Origin of the sequence: Endozoicomonas sp. ALD040, assembly GCF_049275945.1 — a bacterium.
Lineage (GTDB): Bacteria > Pseudomonadota > Gammaproteobacteria > Pseudomonadales > Endozoicomonadaceae > Endozoicomonas_A.
In genome coordinates this window covers 933,129-950,276 of the sequence record NZ_CP184829.1, presented here as the reverse complement: position 1 = coordinate 950,276, position 17,148 = coordinate 933,129, and the positions used below count along the sequence as shown (strand labels likewise).

The following is a 17,148-nucleotide window of genomic DNA, read 5'->3' as shown; positions in this document are numbered from 1 at the left end:
TGATTTGGCAATATAACGAATTCTTAGAAAAAAATACCATAAAAGCTGTTATCTTCAAGAGAGGCTGAAACGGATTTTGCGTTTGAAACACTCTCTCTCAGAAGTCAGGAAACCCTGATAATCCCTCACACCGTACTCTGCTTTCAATACTTCCAGATCCACTTGATGGGCATACGGTTTTCTGAGAGAGAAGTTTACAAGTGCTTAATCTGATAGAGCGGCTTTGATATAATTGGATGACTGCAAAAGGATTAAATTAATATTCAAAGTGAGTGTCTTGGAGAGAGTAGCCTTAGAAATGTTTTTTCTACAGGCCCGTTATATTGATTCAGAAAGGTATCAACAATGTATTACTTTTTCTTTTTATTATTTTTTGCAGTGGTCAGCGCAGTTAAGGCTTCTCCTGACCAATGTGAAAAAGGTTATCTGATTTTAAAGCTAGGCGAAACGACAAGACAAGAAATCAGACAACAAGGTAATAAATCTGAGAATAAATTTTATTTGGAAGATGATGCGGGAAGCAGAATAGATCTTCACCTTATAAAGCAGTTGCCTGAAGAATTATCTAACGACTTTTTTGAATATAGCTATTTGGAAATTAATTCTGTCTCAGAAATAAATTCTGCATACGGAGGAGGTTGCATGTTTTTTAGTTTTGATTTGCCTGAAAATCTTTATTTGAACGGATTTTTTGGTTCCTTCCCTATATTCAATACAATAAAACATGAATGTTTAAAATTTTCAATACATGTGTGCTTGGATGATGATTTGTACTGGGCTACAGGCCGTTGGTTTGGATTTACAAAGGAGGCGGGAGACTTCTTGTCACTTATATTGCCAAGGTATGAAATTAAGTGGAAAAGAAAAAACAATGAAGTTTTACGAGAGCTTTTACTATTACCCCCAGACAAAAACAAAGGCTTCCCTGGAGGTATGGAATATCTAAAAGCTAAAGCTCATTTTGAAAGTTATACGAAAAAGAACTGATCAGGGCGCCTGAAACATACAGGCACCCTCAAAAGTCAGAAGCTTTTGATATTAGACAGGTTGGGCTTGGCGTCTTTATTCTCTTTGAAGATAAGAGCAATGTTACCAATGGTCTGAATCAGTTCTGCCTGAGTCTGGTTGCACAGCTCGTTAATAGCTTCTTTCTTGACTTCACGGTCACCTACTGCAAACTTCACCTTGATCAGCTCGTGATCGTGCAAGGCGCGCTGTGTTTCTTCAATAACGCCGTCACTCAAACCGTTGCCCGCTACCATGACAACAGGCTTCAGTTTATGGCCGAGGGAACGGTAGTGTCTCTTTTTTTCAGAACTAATGCTCATGATTTCAGAATCCTGAGGCTGCTTATCCAGTAAGCCGATTGCCTACAGCCATGGCAATCGGGCAACAGATTCCTGATGAGCGATTAAACAAGGTTGTATTTTACAGACCTGAATCGGGGCTCGTTTCCCGGTTTTTATAAGATTGGGAAAAACCGGGTTGGAAACTGTTGATCAAAAGTTCATCATTGTACTTTATTCTCTGTGGCTCACAAGTCCAGTAGTCATGAATAATGCTTTTTAAGCTAGGTAATGTAAGGTAGAAATGGCCAGATCCAAAAGCAGTGCCCGCTGGCTGCAGGAGCACTTTGAAGACAAATACGTAAAGCGTTCACAGGAAGACGGCTATCGATCCAGGGCCAGCTATAAGCTGATTGAAATCCAGGAGAAGGACAAGCTGATCAGGCCGGGGATGAAGGTCGTTGATCTGGGGGCGGCTCCTGGCGGCTGGTCTCAGGTGGCTATCGAAATGGTAGGGGATAACGGTCGTGTGGTGGCTTCAGACATTCTTCCCATGAACCCCATTGCCGGAGTCGACTTTATTCAGGGCGATTTTACCGAGGACGCTGTACTGGAAAAAATCCTCGAGACGATCGGAAGTGATAAAGTAGACCTTGTAATTTCAGATATGGCCCCCAATATGAGTGGTACACTGGCGGTTGATCAGCCCAGAGCTATGTATCTGGCTGAGCTGGCTCTGGATCTGGCCAGACAGGTGCTGAAGAAAAATGGCTCTTTTCTGACCAAAACATTTCAGGGTGAAGGGTATCAGGAGTATCACAAGGATATGAAAACCTCATTCCAAAAAGTGATTACCCGAAAACCGGGCTCCTCAAGAGCACGATCCAGAGAGGTGTTTCTGCTGGCCAGAAATTTTGTATCTTGAGAACATTGCTTTAACCTGGACGTTGCAATGTTTTGTCTGTTCAAGGGTGATGGTTAAACGCTATCGAATCTTGACAGAAACCTGACAACCCGTTAGGTAAACGCGAAAAACCTTGTCGCAGCGCAGTTTCAAGCAGACCTGTCGGCATTATAGATTTTTTCTATCTGCCCAATAGCCAGCTGATGACTGTCACCCTCACTGCCATTCGTGTATGGTAGAAGCTGCGGATTAACCATAAGAGAGAGCAGAGCCGGTAATTATGCCCTTTAAAACCGTTAGCCACAGGCTTCAGTACGCTCAAGTGAGGGTAGCCCTTTGAATGATATGGCAAAAAACTTGATTTTATGGGTCATCATTGCCTTGGTGCTGTTGACCGTATTCAAAAACTTCGATGGCATGCAGTCTTCTACTCAGAAGCTCAGTTATTCAGATTTCATCAGTGCAGTAGAAAACCGTCAGGTCAGCAAGGTAGTGATTGACGGGTTTACCATTACTGGACTAATGAACAACAGTGAGCGTTTTGAGACCAACCTGCCCCCGGCAGTGCCCGATAATCAGCTGATGGACGAGCTATTGCGCGGCAATGTTCAAATTGAGTCCAAACCTATTGAAAAGCAGAGCATCTGGACACAGTTGCTGGTTGCCAGTTTCCCGATTCTGGTGATTCTTGCCGTCTTCATGTTCTTTATGCGACAGATGCAGGGCGGCGGCGGTGGCCGTGGTGGCCCAATGAGCTTTGGCAAGAGCAAAGCCCGATTGTTGTCGGAAGATCAGATCAAGACGACTTTTGCTGATGTAGCGGGTGTTGAAGAAGCCAAGGAAGACGTACAGGAACTGGTGGATTTCCTGAAAGACCCGGGCAAGTTCCAGCGTCTGGGTGGCCGCATTCCCCGTGGTGTCCTGATGGTAGGTCCTCCGGGTACTGGTAAAACTCTGCTGGCCAAGGCTATTGCAGGTGAAGCCAAGGTTCCGTTCTTCACCATCTCTGGTTCTGATTTTGTTGAAATGTTCGTGGGTGTGGGTGCTTCCCGTGTCCGTGACATGTTCGAACAAGCTAAAAAGCAGGCACCCTGCATTATCTTCATCGATGAGATTGATGCTGTAGGTCGTCACCGTGGTGCTGGTATGGGTGGTGGTCATGATGAGCGTGAGCAAACACTTAACCAGTTACTGGTAGAAATGGATGGCTTCGAAGCAAACGACGGTATTATCGTAATTGCGGCAACGAACCGTCCCGACGTACTGGATCCGGCGCTGCTGCGTCCCGGCCGTTTTGACCGTCAGGTTGTGGTAGGTCTGCCAGACATCCGTGGTCGTGAACAGATCCTGAAAGTTCATATGCGCAAGGTGCCTATTGGAGATGACGTTGAGCCGGCAGTGATTGCCCGTGGTACTCCCGGTTTCTCCGGTGCAGATCTTTCCAACCTGGTCAATGAAGCGGCACTTTTCTCTGCCCGCGCCGACAAGCGCACGGTAGGTATGCATGAGTTCGATCTTGCCAAAGATAAAATCATGATGGGTGCCGAGCGCAAATCCATGGTGATGAGTGAGAAAGAGAAACGAAATACGGCCTATCATGAAGCCGGTCACGCTATTGTTGGCCGTCTGGTGCCTGATCATGATCCTGTATACAAGGTCAGCATTATTCCTCGTGGTCGAGCACTGGGTGTCACCATGTTCCTGCCCGAGGAAGACCGTTACAGTCAGAGCAAAGAGGCTCTGATGAGTCAGATCTGTTCACTGTTCGGTGGTCGTATCGCCGAAGAAATGACCCTGGGTAAATCGGGTGTCACCACTGGTGCTTCCAATGACATTCAGCGTGCAACCCAGATTGCCAGGAATATGGTGACCAAGTGGGGTCTATCCGAGAAGCTGGGTCCTCTTCAGTATGATGATGAAGAAGGAGAAGTGTTTCTGGGCAAGAACTACGGCAGTGGTGGCGGACGCATGAATGTGTCTGGCGAAACTGCCAAGATGATCGACGAAGAAGTGCGCAGCATCATTGATGAGTGCTATGACACTGCTGAGAGACTTCTAAAGGAAAACCGCGACAAGCTGGATCTGATGTCTGATGCATTGATGCAATACGAAACCATTGATACTGATCAGATTGATGACATTATGGAAGGCAAGAAGCCTCGGCCACCCAAGGAATCTTCCGGCTCTTCATCCAACGGTGATGGTGGTGCGGGTATCAAGGCAGAAGAGACTCCTGAAGCATCCAAGTCAAAAGGTGCTGACGGTGATAATAATGCCAACAGCGACAATGATGATAAGAAAGGACCTATTGGTGGGCCGGCTGGCGAACATTGATCCCTTCTTATGAAACAAAAAAGGCAGGATTGTTATCCTGCCTTTTTTGTATGGCTTGAGAAGAGGCTAAGTTTGTTGGCTGGTTTGTGCTGAGTCCGACTTTTTTTGGGGCAAAAAATGACAGTAATGCATGAAGTTGCTGTAGATTGACCTTAAATAAGTGTTGAAGCTATACTTCTTGCTACCAGTGACTAGGAGTAGCTCCAGTCGTAAAGCTGGTCCCTAGTGGCCTTCATGTCATTTCTTCCACGACCCTCTTTTGAGAGGGTTGATGGTTGAAAATACTGCTACCCTCTCTGGCTAGTTTGTCTTTAATCTATTCTGACTGTCGTCCCTGTACTCTATCGTTTCTTTTTGCATTTTGTATATATCAATACTGATATGTTGTAGCTTATTGTTATTAGGGAGAATGTGTTTTTGCATATTGTCGGGAGGTTGCGTGAACAAAAGAACGCTGGAGCAGGCATTTAATGCAGTGTTTCATGAGAAAGAATCTTTCAATGACTTTTGTGTAATGAGTCAGAGTCAGGAGGTGCTAGCCTTTTCTGCGAATTCTCGGGATCTTTTCCGCCCATCGGTAAAACTCAAAAAGTATCTCAGATTTATTGATAAAGTTATCTTGAGGTATCTCAAGAGGGCTGATGATGTTGTCCATTCATATGTCAAAGGTAAAAGTGCTCTTACGGCTGTTCAGGCTCATGCAGGCAACTCTCATTTTTTTATGACGGATCTTAAGGCTTTTTTCTCGAATATTTCAAACGTCGATGTCAGAGAAATATTAGCCAGAAATGAAGCTAATGTACCGATATCAGACATAAAAGAGTATATACCTCTGTTAGTGGGCATGATGACATGGCAGGGGTCTTTACCAGTAGGGTTTCCTACGTCGCCTCAACTAAGTAATGCTTTCTTATTGAGTTTTGATCAAAAATTGAGTGTTTATTGTGCTGGTAGGGGTTATACCTATACTCGATACTCTGACGATATTGTTATCTCTGCTAAGACTTTCGATGGTTTTGAACATTTATCTGAAACTATTCAGCTTCTACTGGATTCTAATGCTTCACCGTTACTGACGTTGAATGATGATAAAACTCGTTTCACACATACAGGGAATAAAGTTAAAGTTTTAGGGCTTGTTGTGACTCAAGGAGGGAAAGTCACAATCGATTCTAAGTATAAAAGACAGCTTGAAATGTTATTACATTTTTATGTGACTGATAGAAAACGTTTTAACCGGGTTTTAGATGAGACGTTGACTGGAAAGGAACATTCTTTATTTGGTTTGTTACACTATGCCAGATCCATTGATCCAGGCTATCTGGAAAAATTGCAAAGAAAATATGGTGCTTATGCCTTACGTTCTTTGATGGAGGATAAGTGGCATGGCTGATGTTGTTGTAATTCGAAACATTAAAAATGTCTCGGAGTTGCGAGTTAGTTTTGACTTTCCTGACTCGAATATAATAGTTGTTACTGGAAAGAATGGTGTAGGTAAAACAACTTTGGTTAAAGCATTTAAAACTATCGTAAATCCAAAGGTTTTTGAAAGCTCTACCGTGCATAAAGCAATAAGCGAAGGAAGTGAAATTAAATTTGATCTAGATGGTTTTTCTCCCTTTTCTTATGCCTATCAAAGTAAATTGGGTGTAATTGACACTAAAGATTTTCTGCCTGAAGAGGGAGCGATTTTAGCGGAGTTACCTATTCCTGATGGGCAAAGGTTTCAGCATTTTTCAGCAATAGCAGCTCAGAACTCTGAAATATCTGTTCGTAATGCAACTCAAGATTATGAGAGGGCTGAAGAGTTAATCAAGTTTCTTCATGAGGTTTATGGGGATGATAAGTTTGATAACCTGAAAATGATTAATATAGGGAAAAAGAATTATTATTTCATTCCAAAAGACGATGCTACCTATATACGCGAAGATCACTTAAGCTCTGGAGAGTATTTTCTTATACAGATATTCAGGCTTGTGACATCAAAGGCAAAGCTCATTATTGTTGATGAGTTGGATGTAGCTCTGGATGCGGCTGCACAGGTGAAATTATTCCATGCTTTAAAGTCTTTGTTACGACAACGCGATTCACGCTTGATTGTTATTTCTCATTCGTTAGCTTTTATGAATACTGTAGATGATGGAGGGCTGTATTACCTTGAGAGTAACAATGATCAAGTGAGCTTGGAGCAGCGTTCATTTGGCTATATCAAGGCTGACCTATACGGATTTAAAGGGTTTGATCGTTACATCTTAACAGAAGATTCCGTATTGGAAGGTTTTATAGAGTTCATTATCAGACATTTCTCAATAATTCCATATTATCAGCATAAAACGATTGGTTTGGGTGGTGTCAACCAGTTGAGAATGATTGTTGAAAAAAATGATAGTGATCAAATTTTTTCAGATTCTAAGAATGTTTTAGCTATTGTGGACAGGGATGTGTTTTCTGAAATGTGCAAAGGTTACAGTGGTGAGTCAAGAATACTTTGTTCTCCTGTTCAGGATCTAGAGCTATTTATCTATGAGAATCGAGATGAGTTGTTTCCAGAAGTCAAGCTCCCTTCCTATAAGGAGTCGAGTCAGGCCAAGAAAGCTTCAAAATCGTATTGGAAGTATTTGGTAGCGGATAAAGGTCTAAATCTCAATAAGTTATACCTATTAATCGTTGAGCATAATGAAATAGAGACTAGAAAGTTAGTCAACGAAATTGACTTGTTCTTGAACTTGGGTGGTGCTTAGCGTTTTTTAAAAAAGTAAGTTGAATTGTTCCAGAAAAACTCTGACCTTTGACCAAGCGCTGGTCATGGGAATATTGAATACTATTCCAGAATCCTTTTGTCAAAGCTGTCGTTACCAGGATCTGGATCAGGGACTGAGTCTTGCTTTGTAGATGGTTCGGGATGGTGTTATCCGTGAACCCGCTGGCTAACATTGATCCCTTTTTTTTATGATGTGTCCCGTCCTGAAATAAGTTGACAACTTGTAGACTTATTATGAATATCCCTTTATTGGCCCGTGATTTTCACGTTACCAACCCAGCCCTCCCCGCAAATGCCTTACTGACCTGCTGGATAAGTATTTTTAAGGTGAAGAGGTCGGTCTACGGAAGCTTTTTTGGCACATGGCAATCATATCCATATAGCGATTCAGAAATTCTTGGCTATTCTCTCTCTGTACTTCGAATAATGAAATTAGCCAATGGCGTTCCTTTATTTTTCCAGAGCAGAAAGTCAACACAGATTGAATTGGTTTTCTATCAGACAAAAAGGGCGGATTTGGTATTATTGACCAAATTGTACAGAGAGACTTTAGTGCATTTTTACCGCTCATTGGTAGCCTTAATAGCGTTTGTTCTTTCATTAATAACAACGGTGGTTGCACAGTTATGCTATTCCTCAACCGTTATTGATCGGCATAGTCCTGATGGGTACAAGGTTCGGATTGAAATCAATGATGATGCAGATCCGCAGGATAAGGTTCAGTGGCAATTGATTTTGCTGCTCCTCGAAGGCTTCAATGACCGAAACAGCATTCTTTGCTTTAATGCACCTGTGGCGCCAGCAGATTCGAACAGTATCGCAATATTAGTCACGAACGACTTGAGCAACTATTGCTATCAGCTAACGATACTGTCAGAGGGACAAATACCCATTTTCCAGCATGTATCAAAAGGAGTCTCGGAAAATGGCATAACTGTTCATTTGAAATCCACGACGGCAGACAGACCTGAGCTTACTTCAGTAAACACCGATCCGCTTCTGAATAACAAACCCCATGCTACCTCACTTATTCTTCTGGCCTATTCCGACAACATGACTGTCAGTGGGCTGGAAACGCAGCAAGCCCTGAATAACACAATGACATTGACAGGAGGCAAGCTCACTGGCATTGCTGATTTTTCCAGTGACGGGGGTGGTGGCTTTTTCTATTCGCTCCCACCCCCGCCTCCGCCCGGAGGCGGCGGCAGGCCGTCGGGGTTATTCGAAATAGACCTGCTTATCCTGAAACCCGTCATCACATGGTTGATGTCCATTGGCAAGGATTCTATTTCGTTTGACCAGCAGTCATCCCCGGCACACCTGAAAATTACACGCGTTAATGGCGATGGTTCTTCCAGCGAAGTCACAATACCCGTTAGCTGGCTTGACTTTCTCGATATTGAACAATTGATCGATGTTGATTTCTGGAATACTCTTCTCCGGCGTGCAGCCAATACCTGTCCTGCCAGCGAAAGTCTTCAGTGGCAGCTTGGCTGTTTCAAACTATTTCTTGAGAGTGCTGTCTTGAAGGCAGGTAATGGGGATGGACAACCCTCTTATAGCGTATCCGATGCAGGACCTGAGAACGGAAATAACGACCATCAAGAGGAGGAAAGAGAAGAACCTGAAGATCAGGAGGGCCAATCATCTGGAGAAGACAGTGATGGTAGCGGAAATGAAAATAACAGAAAAGACGATGATGGTGACAAGAGTGAAAAAAATGCGACGACTCAAGACCTTCAGGAACTTGCTGACCAGCTTATTGCCATTATTGAGGGCAGCGATCGCAATGCAGTTTATAAGCTGAGGCAAATACTGGATGAACTGGACAAGCCTCAACGTTTACAGGTTTTGGAAACAAAAGGCACGAACATCAGGGGGAATACTGTCACTCCTCTTGAGGCGGTACTGGCACTGCCGCGTTCTTGCAAAGAGAATTCATTGCGCAACCGTTTTATCGAGCAGCTGATAGAAGCCACGAGCGATACAAAACAGACTTTGAATGACCTTGGTATTCTGTCTTCACTGCAACCGATCATTCCAACTGACGAGACACTGCTCAAGGTCGGCGAAAACAACCTGATGATTTTGCATAAGATTGTTCAGGACATCATTCATAGGGTCAATCAACCTGATCAACAGCCACCTATAGGACAATTTGAAAAATGTTGCTTTACTGAGTACTTCGTTCACTTGTTCCTGAACTATTCAAACCCCATTGAACTTATTCGTAATCTGTTAGGGAAAATATCAGATGTCGCTATAAGTCACGATATCATGATTTATGCGCAATCATTTACATTTTCCACCTCTTTTCTGGATACCCTTATACGATTTGATCAGCACCCGTCATCCCATGAATTAATAAGCTTCTCAGAGAAACTGTACATGCAGTTGCAATCTTGCTCTTCGCCACAAGAGCCTCTGATCAGTAACAGTGATAATATTGCCAACGAAATAATTGCCATCAATGCAAATACATTCACAGATCCCATCCAGCAGGTTGATAGCTACCAGAGTACCTCGGGCTCTGTGGGCAGTTCCTCTAATCTAACAGCTGATAGATACTTACAGCAGGGAGCAAGGCCAAAACAGCCCGGGTTTGCTGATCGGCAAAATGACTCTTCCCAAAAGAGAGCCAGCCTTGGACAACCTCCAGACTTCCCGACGATTACTCCGGGAAATGCAGTGAATGCTGACAATAGCCCCGACGATCATCGGGCTAAAAATTTGAAACATAAATTGAATAAGTTAGAAGGTGTTGTAAGTAATTACCTCAGGCTTAGAAAAGCAATTGATCTGAAAAGAATCGCTAAGGAAAAAGAAGAGCAAAAAAGACAACAGATAGAAAGACAACAGACTGAAAAGTTAACAGTAGAGGTTCAAAGGTTAACAATAGAAAATCAAGGATTAACTCAGGAGGTTCAGGGGGTAAGAGCAGAGAATCAGGAGTTGGCTATAAAGAATCAAAATCTTACTGCAGTAGCTCAAAGGCTCTGGAAACGGGTGACCCAGTCAGACACTGAGAACCAACGTTTGAGGGAAAATATCGAAAAGTTGGAGGGAGAGCTCGGGAAACAACAAGAATTAATAGACTTAATGATCCAGCAAGCCCTCCAACAGGTGGCAGCAGCCAGTCCAGCGATGTCAGCCAGTGACCCGAAGAGTTCTGCTTCTTGCCCGCAGTCGAGCCTCCCTGATGTGAAGGCAAACCGGTCGGGTGGGGAGTTACCGCTATCTCGGCAAGAAAGCATAAAGCCAATGTGCGAACACTACCACAGGCGCTGCCTTGTGAAATTCAAGTGCTGTGGCCTTTATTTCCCCTGCCATAGATGTCATAACGCAAGCCCCCGCTGTCAAGCTGAAAATTGCAAGGCTTCTGACGCAACACACCTTCAATGTACAGTCTGTGAATATGAAGGTGAAATTACGGATGGTTCCCAGACATGCCCGGGATGCAACGAGCGGATGTCTGACTTTTTCTGTGCAAAGTGTAAACACTTCATCAGTGCAGAACTAAATCCGTACCACTGTGATAAATGCGGCATTTGTCGAGTATATGAGGAGAAAAACTATCACTGTGATGTTTGCAACATCTGCCTGAATAAAAAGTTAAAAGGTGATCACATATGCCGACCCGATTCAGGGCACGATGAATGCTGTATCTGTCTGGAAGACGCCTTCGGCGGCTGCCAGATACTACCCTGCTCCCACAGAGTCCATAGGGAATGCGCTGATGCGATGATTCAAAACGGAGTGACAAGCTGCCCAGTGTGCAGGGATCCCTTCCGGTTAAGGTGAATACCACATCTTCGTCACCCCTGGCCTGGAGATTGAATGCAGTGGTGGAAATATTAACCTTGCCAGGCTGTATTTGTGGATTAATGGCCTGAGGTTTGAGTGTGGAAACGGTCTGTTGTGGAAAATCTTCGCTTCGGCTATAAGCTTCTATTCTCAGGTGTTTGAGAGTTTCCAGACGGGCGCTGTAAAGCCTGATTGATGGGCAGAATGAAAGAGAGTCTCAACAATTGGCCTGTAAAATCAGGCAGTAGCTGAGTCTGGATGATTTTTAGTGGTATTCGTAGATTGGGTATATGAAAAAAATGAAGACGTTAAATTGTGCCGGAAAGTCTCTGACTTTTGACCGAACGCTGGTCATGGGAGTATTGAATATTACCCCGGACTCCTTTTATGAAAGCAGTCGTTATCAGAGTCTGGATCAGGTGCTGAGTAGTGCTGAGCAAATGGTTCGCGATGGGGTCGATATTCTGGATGTGGGTGGTGAATCCACAAGGCCAGGAGCAGACGGAACAGTCACCAGTGAGCAGGAGCTTGAGAGGGTTGTGCCTGTTGTGGAAGCTTTGAGAACGAACTTTGATCAGGTGGTCTCTGTGGATACCAGTTCTGCCCTGGTTATTTCTGAAGCCAGCAAAGCCGGTGCAGGCATGATTAATGATGTGCGTGCTCTGTTGAGGCCCGGAGCTCTTGAGGCGGCGGCCGCCACCGACCTTCCTGTCGTTTTGATGCATTCGCTGGTTGAACAGACAGAACCAGGCTTTGTGCCTCAATACGATGATCTGGTCAGCGAAGTGAATGAGTATCTGCTTGAGCGTGTCAGTGCCTGTGAAACGGCGGGTATTACCAGAGATCGACTGATACTTGATCCGGGATTTGGTGGCGGCATGTTTGGAAAAACACCTGCCCATGATCTGCAGTTACTCAAACATCTGGATCGTGTGCTTGCTCTTAACTTCCCGGTGTTGGCAGGAATGTCCAGAAAGTCATTCATTGGTGCTGTGTTGAATAAGCCTGCAGAGCAGAGGTTAAGTGCAAGTCTTGCCGTTGCTACTCTGGCTGCCCGGGCAGGGGCTCAAATTATTCGAGTTCATGATGTTGCTGAAACCGTTGATGCAGTTCGTATGGTAGATGCAGTCAGGAATGCTTAAGGTGTTTTAATCGCCTGCTCTTGTGGGCAGGCATTGGCTCTGATTCTTTTTTCTATTTCTCCCTTTTTTCGCAGCGTTGGCTCTAAGCGCAGGTAGGGAGAATTTTGTCATTTGTAAGACAATCATTTCTATTAAGTCTGTATGACAGTCATGTCATAATTCAGAGTATATCTTCAGTATTTTTTGTTCTGCGACGCCATCATGGCAAAGCAGAATATCGCCTGTTTTCACCTGTCACTCCTTTTTGTCTAGCCATTTGAGAGTGCTGTCTGACAGCGGATTCAGGCGCCAGATTATTGCATAAGGGTTGCTTTATGGGTCGCAAATTTTTCGGCACCGATGGTATTCGAGGCAAGGTGGGTGAGTTTCCTATTACCCCGGATTTCGTTCTCAAGCTGGGCTGGGCTGCGGGTAAGGTTCTGGCAGCAGAGGGCGAGGGTAAAGTCGTTATTGGTAAGGATACCCGTATCTCCGGCTACATGTTTGAGTCTGCTCTGGAGGCCGGTCTGTCTGCGGCGGGTATTGACGTATGTTTGACCGGCCCTATGCCGACACCTGCTATCGCTTATCTGACCCGCACTTTTAATGGTCAGGCCGGAATTGTAATCAGTGCCTCTCATAATCCTTTCTACGACAACGGTATCAAGTTCTTTACCGGTAATGGCAGCAAATTGCCAGACGATGTTGAAGCAAAAATCGAGGCTCTGATAGAAGGTGTTATTGAGGTCGTTGACTCTGGTGAGCTGGGTAAAGTGACCCGACTGGATGATGCTTCCGGTCGTTATATCGAATATTGCAAAGCCAGTACTGTCTACCCTCTCGACTTGCGTGGCATGAATATCGTGATTGATGCCGGTCATGGTGCTACCTATCAGGTGGGTCCTGCTGTGTTCAGAGAGCTGGGTGCCAATGTTCAAGCCATTGGAATTAACCCGAACGGTTTGAATATCAATGAGGGTTGTGGTTCTACCCAGCCTGACAATCTGGCTGAAATTGTCAAAGAACGTGAAGCTGATCTGGGAATTGCTTTTGATGGTGATGGCGATCGAGTCATCATGGTGGATGACAATGGTGAGATTGTTGATGGTGATGAGCTGCTGTTCGCTATTGCTCTGGATCGTCGTCAACATAATGAGCTGAAGGGAGGGGTTGTCGGCACTCTGATGACAAACCTGGGAATGGAGAAAGCTCTGGAAGCCAACAATATTCCTTTTGCCCGAGCCAAAGTCGGTGATCGTTATGTCAATGAGTTACTGCTGGAGCATGATTGGCAGATAGGTGGTGAGTCCTCCGGTCATATCATCTGTAGAGATGTGTCCACCACCGGTGATGGTATTGTCTCTGCGCTGCAAGTTTTGAAGGCCGTAGTTCGTTCAGGTAAAAAACTGTCTGAGCTGCGTAGAGGAATGAGCAAGTACCCGCAGACCATGATTAATGTCCGGGTAAAAGAGAAAAAAGACACTGATAAAGTACCGGGTATTGTTGCCGCTGTGCAACAGTCTGAAACTGAACTGACAGGTCGTGGTCGTGTGCTCTTGAGGCCTTCCGGCACTGAGCCTGTTATCCGTGTCATGGTAGAGGGTGAGAATGCCGAAGAAGTTCGTGCTCACACCGAAAGACTGGCCATGGTGGTTGAACGGGAAATGTCCTGATTCTCGTTTTACAGGCTGGCTGGATGATTTCCAGTCAGTCTGTTGCTTTTGAAGTTTATTATTGATCTACGACAGTTTTAAGCAACCTCTTGCTTCTCTGAATTACTTTCCTTAGGTAGGATAAAAAACCGGCGTGTCAAATTTGTACGGGTCAGTCTACCCGGACTTGACTGCTGTTGCTCGAAAGAAAAATAAAAAATATTTTACAGGGGAAATATCATGCGTTTTGTCGCTGCCCTCTTTATGCTGATCCTGCCAGCGTTCTCTTTTGCACAGAACTACTCCATTGGTACCGGTGGTCAAAGTGGTATTTATTATCCGCTCGGTGGTGCACTGGCAAAAGTTTGGTCTGATAAGGTTCATGGGGTTAATGTAAAAGCAGAAGTTACTGCCGCTTCTGTTGAAAATACTATCAAGGTTGTTCGTGGCGATATGCTGGCTGGCATTGCCATGGGGAATGTGGTTCTCGATGCATACAGGGGTGAAGGCAAGTTTCCCGGTGAGATGCCGGTAAAGGTGTTGTTTGCCCTCTATCCAAATCTGGTTCACGCTTTGACCCTTCAAAGTTCTGACATCGCCAAACTGTCTGACCTCAAAGGTAAGCGGGTTTCTTTGGGTGCACCGGGTTCCGGGACCGCTGTTACCTCTGCTGCACTGTTGGAGAGTGTGGGTGTTGATCCCAAAAAAGATATCCGCGCTGTTTACCTGAATTATTCTGAAACCACCAATGCACTGGCTAATGGTCAGGTTGATGCGGGCTTTATTGTCGGTGGTCAGGGAGTAGGCGCTGTAACCCAAGTCGCTCTGACTCACCCGATTCGTGTCCTGCCAGTCTCTGAAAAAGAGCGTGAGAAATTCATTGCTGAAAACCCTGCTTACAGCAGTTATACCATTCCGGGTGATGTATACAACGGCGTTGAGGCGGTTGATACCCTGAGTATCTGGAATGTCCTCGTCGTGCGAGCTGATATGTCTGACGACATGGCTTTCAGCCTGACTAAAGCAGCTTTTGAAAACATGGATGATGTTCGCAAGGTGGTAAAAGTGGCCGAAGCCACTACCAAAGGCAATGCCACTCGCCTGTCCGGTGTGCCTTTGCATCCGGGTGCTGAAAAATACCTGAATTCCATCAATTGAGTTTTCGGGTGGCCGAATGAATAAAGTCGTGATCAAAGCGCTGGGTTATCTGGTTCTTGTCTGTGCAGTACTTCTGTCTGTGTTTCAGATCTGGCAGGGGATTACCTCGACGATTTCTGCCACCTATTTCAGGCCGGTTCATCTGGCCTGGGTCATGGTGCTGATATTTCTTCATTATCCTTTGCTGAAAAACGAAGAGAGTCGTTTTTTTGTGCCAGTCAGGCTGTTTGATTTGATTCTGGCCCTGGCTACTGTGGTGGCGGGCTTTCGAATTATTAACTTTGACTACAACGATGTTAACTATCTTCTGTATGGTCTTTCCGATTATGACCTTTATGCTGGTGTCGTCTATGTGGTGCTGATGATGGAGGCCTGTCGTCGGGCTGTAGGCTGGGTGATGGTGTTCATAGCATTGTTGTTCCTGGCTTATAGTGGTTTTGGGGATATGCTGCCAGGTGCTCTGGCAACCAAGAGTTACAGTGTTCAGGAATGGGTGCAGTTTCAGATCTTTTCCAGTAATGGCGTGTTTGGTTCTGCGCTGGGCATTGCGGCCACCACTGTCTTTATCTTTGTTCTGTTTGGAGCCTTCCTTGAGGTAACAGGCGCAGGCAAGTTCTTTATTGATCTGGCATTTGCTATTGCCGGTAAATACCGGGGAGGGCCTGCCAAGGCAGCCGTTATTGCTTCCGCTGGTCTGGGTTCTATTTCCGGATCTGCTATTGCCAATACGGTGACCACTGGCTCCATCACCATACCGATGATGAAAAAACTGGGTTATAAGCCAGAACAGGCTGCAGGTATCGAAGCCGCTGCATCAACCGGTGGGCAAATAATGCCACCTATTATGGGGGCAGGTGCTTTTGTGATGGCGCAATTTACCGGTGTGCCCTACAGCGACATCATGATTGCCTCCATTGCGCCTGCACTGCTCTACTTCTTCTGTACACTGTTGTACGTCCATATCATGGCCTGCAAACTTGAATTGCCAACAGTCAGTCGGACTGAAGCGGTATGGAGTGTCATGAAGCAGGGTGCTCACTTCCTTCTTCCCCTGGCCCTGATTACTAGCCTGCTGATGATCGGGTACTCGCCTCTTCTGGTGGGCGTGGCCGGTTGTGCGGCTATTCTGGTGGCGGCGTCACTGAGAAGTCATAGTCGTATAGGTGTCAGCAAGATCATTGAAGGGCTTAAGTCGGGTGCGCTGCTGGCCTTGCCTATCTCTGTTGCCTGTGCAGCGGCAGGAATTATTGTTGGGGTAGTAGGACAGACCGGTATTGGGTTGCAGTTTACGCAGTTCGTTATGGCACTTTCCGGTGGGTATATGTTTACTGCGCTGATTCTCATCAGTCTTGTTGCCCTGGTGCTTGGAATGGGATTGCCTGTCACTGCTGCCTATATAGTATTGGCGGTAATGGCTGTACCTTTGTTGGGTGATTTTGGATTGCCTCTGTTGACATCGCATCTGATGGTTTTCTGGTTGTCTCAGACTTCCAATGTAACGCCTCCTATCGCTCTGGCAGCGTTTGCGGGAGCGGGTGTTGCTAATGCCAGTCCAATTAAATCTTCCGTTGAGGCGTTCAAGTTGGCGGCGGGCTTATTTTTGATTCCGATTATGATGGCCTATACCGGTTTAATTAATACTGGAGAGGATTTTGCCGGATTGGTTATCGCGGTTGCCCGGACAATAGCCATCATTATTAGCATGGCTGTTGTTGTCGAAGGTTACCTGATTAGAAGATTAAGCCTGTTGGAAAGAGGTTTGGCCTTCAGCAGTTTACCAGTTCTACTGTTTAATCCTGCGGGTTTAGGCTTTTTGGGTATTTTTCTTGTAATGATGCTGTTGTTAATGCAGTGGCGAGCAATTGGGGCTGTGTTGCGTTCTCATTCGAGTTGAGTGATATGGGCCGGTCGCGCTCTCATTCATCAGCTAATGTGCAGTACTCTGATATAAAGTTAACGTTCTTGAAGGCTATTCATGCACTGGCCTTGAATGAGCAGGAGTGATTCTCTAAGTGCTTGACTGGTTATGAGTTTATTGATTTTCATCCGCTGTTGGAAAATTGCCAGTGAAAGGTGTCAGCACAGTTGTATAACAAAGGAACTTGGGTTAGTATGCCGACCTCGCGAA

At 45.3% G+C, this 17,148-nt stretch carries 11 protein-coding genes; 10 read left to right on the top strand and 1 reads right to left on the bottom strand.

Going from position 1 to position 17,148, the window contains the following annotated elements:
* Positions 1-345: 345 nt before the first annotated feature.
* Positions 346-987 carry a hypothetical protein gene (locus ACOJUN_RS03385; RefSeq protein WP_422135260.1) on the top strand — a complete coding sequence of 214 codons (642 nt, stop codon included), beginning with the start codon at positions 346-348 and terminating at the stop codon, positions 985-987.
* A gap of 35 nt (positions 988-1,022) precedes the next feature.
* Here ACOJUN_RS03385 and yhbY read toward each other — a convergent pair whose 3' ends face one another.
* Positions 1,023-1,328, bottom strand: coding sequence for a ribosome assembly RNA-binding protein YhbY (gene yhbY, locus ACOJUN_RS03380; RefSeq protein ID WP_422135259.1), 306 nt, complete (start codon positions 1,326-1,328; stop codon positions 1,023-1,025).
* 262 nt (positions 1,329-1,590) lie between these two features.
* Between yhbY and rlmE the strand changes: the two genes are divergently transcribed.
* The 9 genes from rlmE to ACOJUN_RS03335 all read left to right on the top strand — a co-directional run bounded on the left by rlmE (position 1,591) and on the right by ACOJUN_RS03335 (position 16,914).
* The gene (rlmE, locus tag ACOJUN_RS03375; RefSeq protein ID WP_422135258.1) at positions 1,591-2,211 is read left to right on the top strand and encodes a 23S rRNA (uridine(2552)-2'-O)-methyltransferase RlmE; all 621 of its coding nucleotides are present in this window, start codon (positions 1,591-1,593) and stop codon (positions 2,209-2,211) included.
* Between the two features lie 324 nt (positions 2,212-2,535).
* A complete protein-coding gene (gene ftsH / locus ACOJUN_RS03370) occupies positions 2,536-4,524 on the top strand; it encodes an ATP-dependent zinc metalloprotease FtsH (RefSeq protein WP_422137037.1) in 1,989 nt (662 codons plus the stop codon).
* 439 nt (positions 4,525-4,963) lie between these two features.
* Positions 4,964-5,917 (top strand): reverse transcriptase domain-containing protein, encoded by a 954-nt coding sequence (locus tag ACOJUN_RS03365; RefSeq protein WP_422135257.1) that lies wholly within the window; start codon positions 4,964-4,966, stop codon positions 5,915-5,917.
* Positions 5,910-7,265: an AAA family ATPase gene (locus tag ACOJUN_RS03360; RefSeq protein ID WP_422135256.1), complete on the top strand. Its 1,356-nt coding sequence runs from the start codon at positions 5,910-5,912 to the stop codon at positions 7,263-7,265. Before ACOJUN_RS03365 ends, ACOJUN_RS03360 begins: the two co-directional genes overlap by 8 nt.
* 572 nt (positions 7,266-7,837) lie before the next feature.
* Entirely contained in the window at positions 7,838-11,086 is a 3,249-nt protein-coding gene (locus ACOJUN_RS03355; protein WP_422135255.1) for a CHY zinc finger protein, read from the top strand.
* Positions 11,087-11,388: 302 nt separating this feature from the next.
* A complete protein-coding gene (folP, locus tag ACOJUN_RS03350) occupies positions 11,389-12,231 on the top strand; it encodes a dihydropteroate synthase (protein WP_422135254.1) in 843 nt (280 codons plus the stop codon).
* 314 nt (positions 12,232-12,545) lie between these two features.
* The gene (gene glmM / locus ACOJUN_RS03345; RefSeq protein ID WP_422135253.1) at positions 12,546-13,883 is read left to right on the top strand and encodes a phosphoglucosamine mutase; all 1,338 of its coding nucleotides are present in this window, start codon (positions 12,546-12,548) and stop codon (positions 13,881-13,883) included.
* A gap of 219 nt (positions 13,884-14,102) precedes the next feature.
* Entirely contained in the window at positions 14,103-15,020 is a 918-nt protein-coding gene (locus tag ACOJUN_RS03340; RefSeq protein WP_422135252.1) for a TAXI family TRAP transporter solute-binding subunit, read from the top strand.
* A 16-nt stretch (positions 15,021-15,036) separates the two neighbouring features.
* A complete protein-coding gene (locus tag ACOJUN_RS03335; protein WP_422135251.1) occupies positions 15,037-16,914 on the top strand; it encodes a TRAP transporter permease in 1,878 nt (625 codons plus the stop codon).
* The last annotated feature ends 234 nt before the right edge of the window (positions 16,915-17,148 follow it).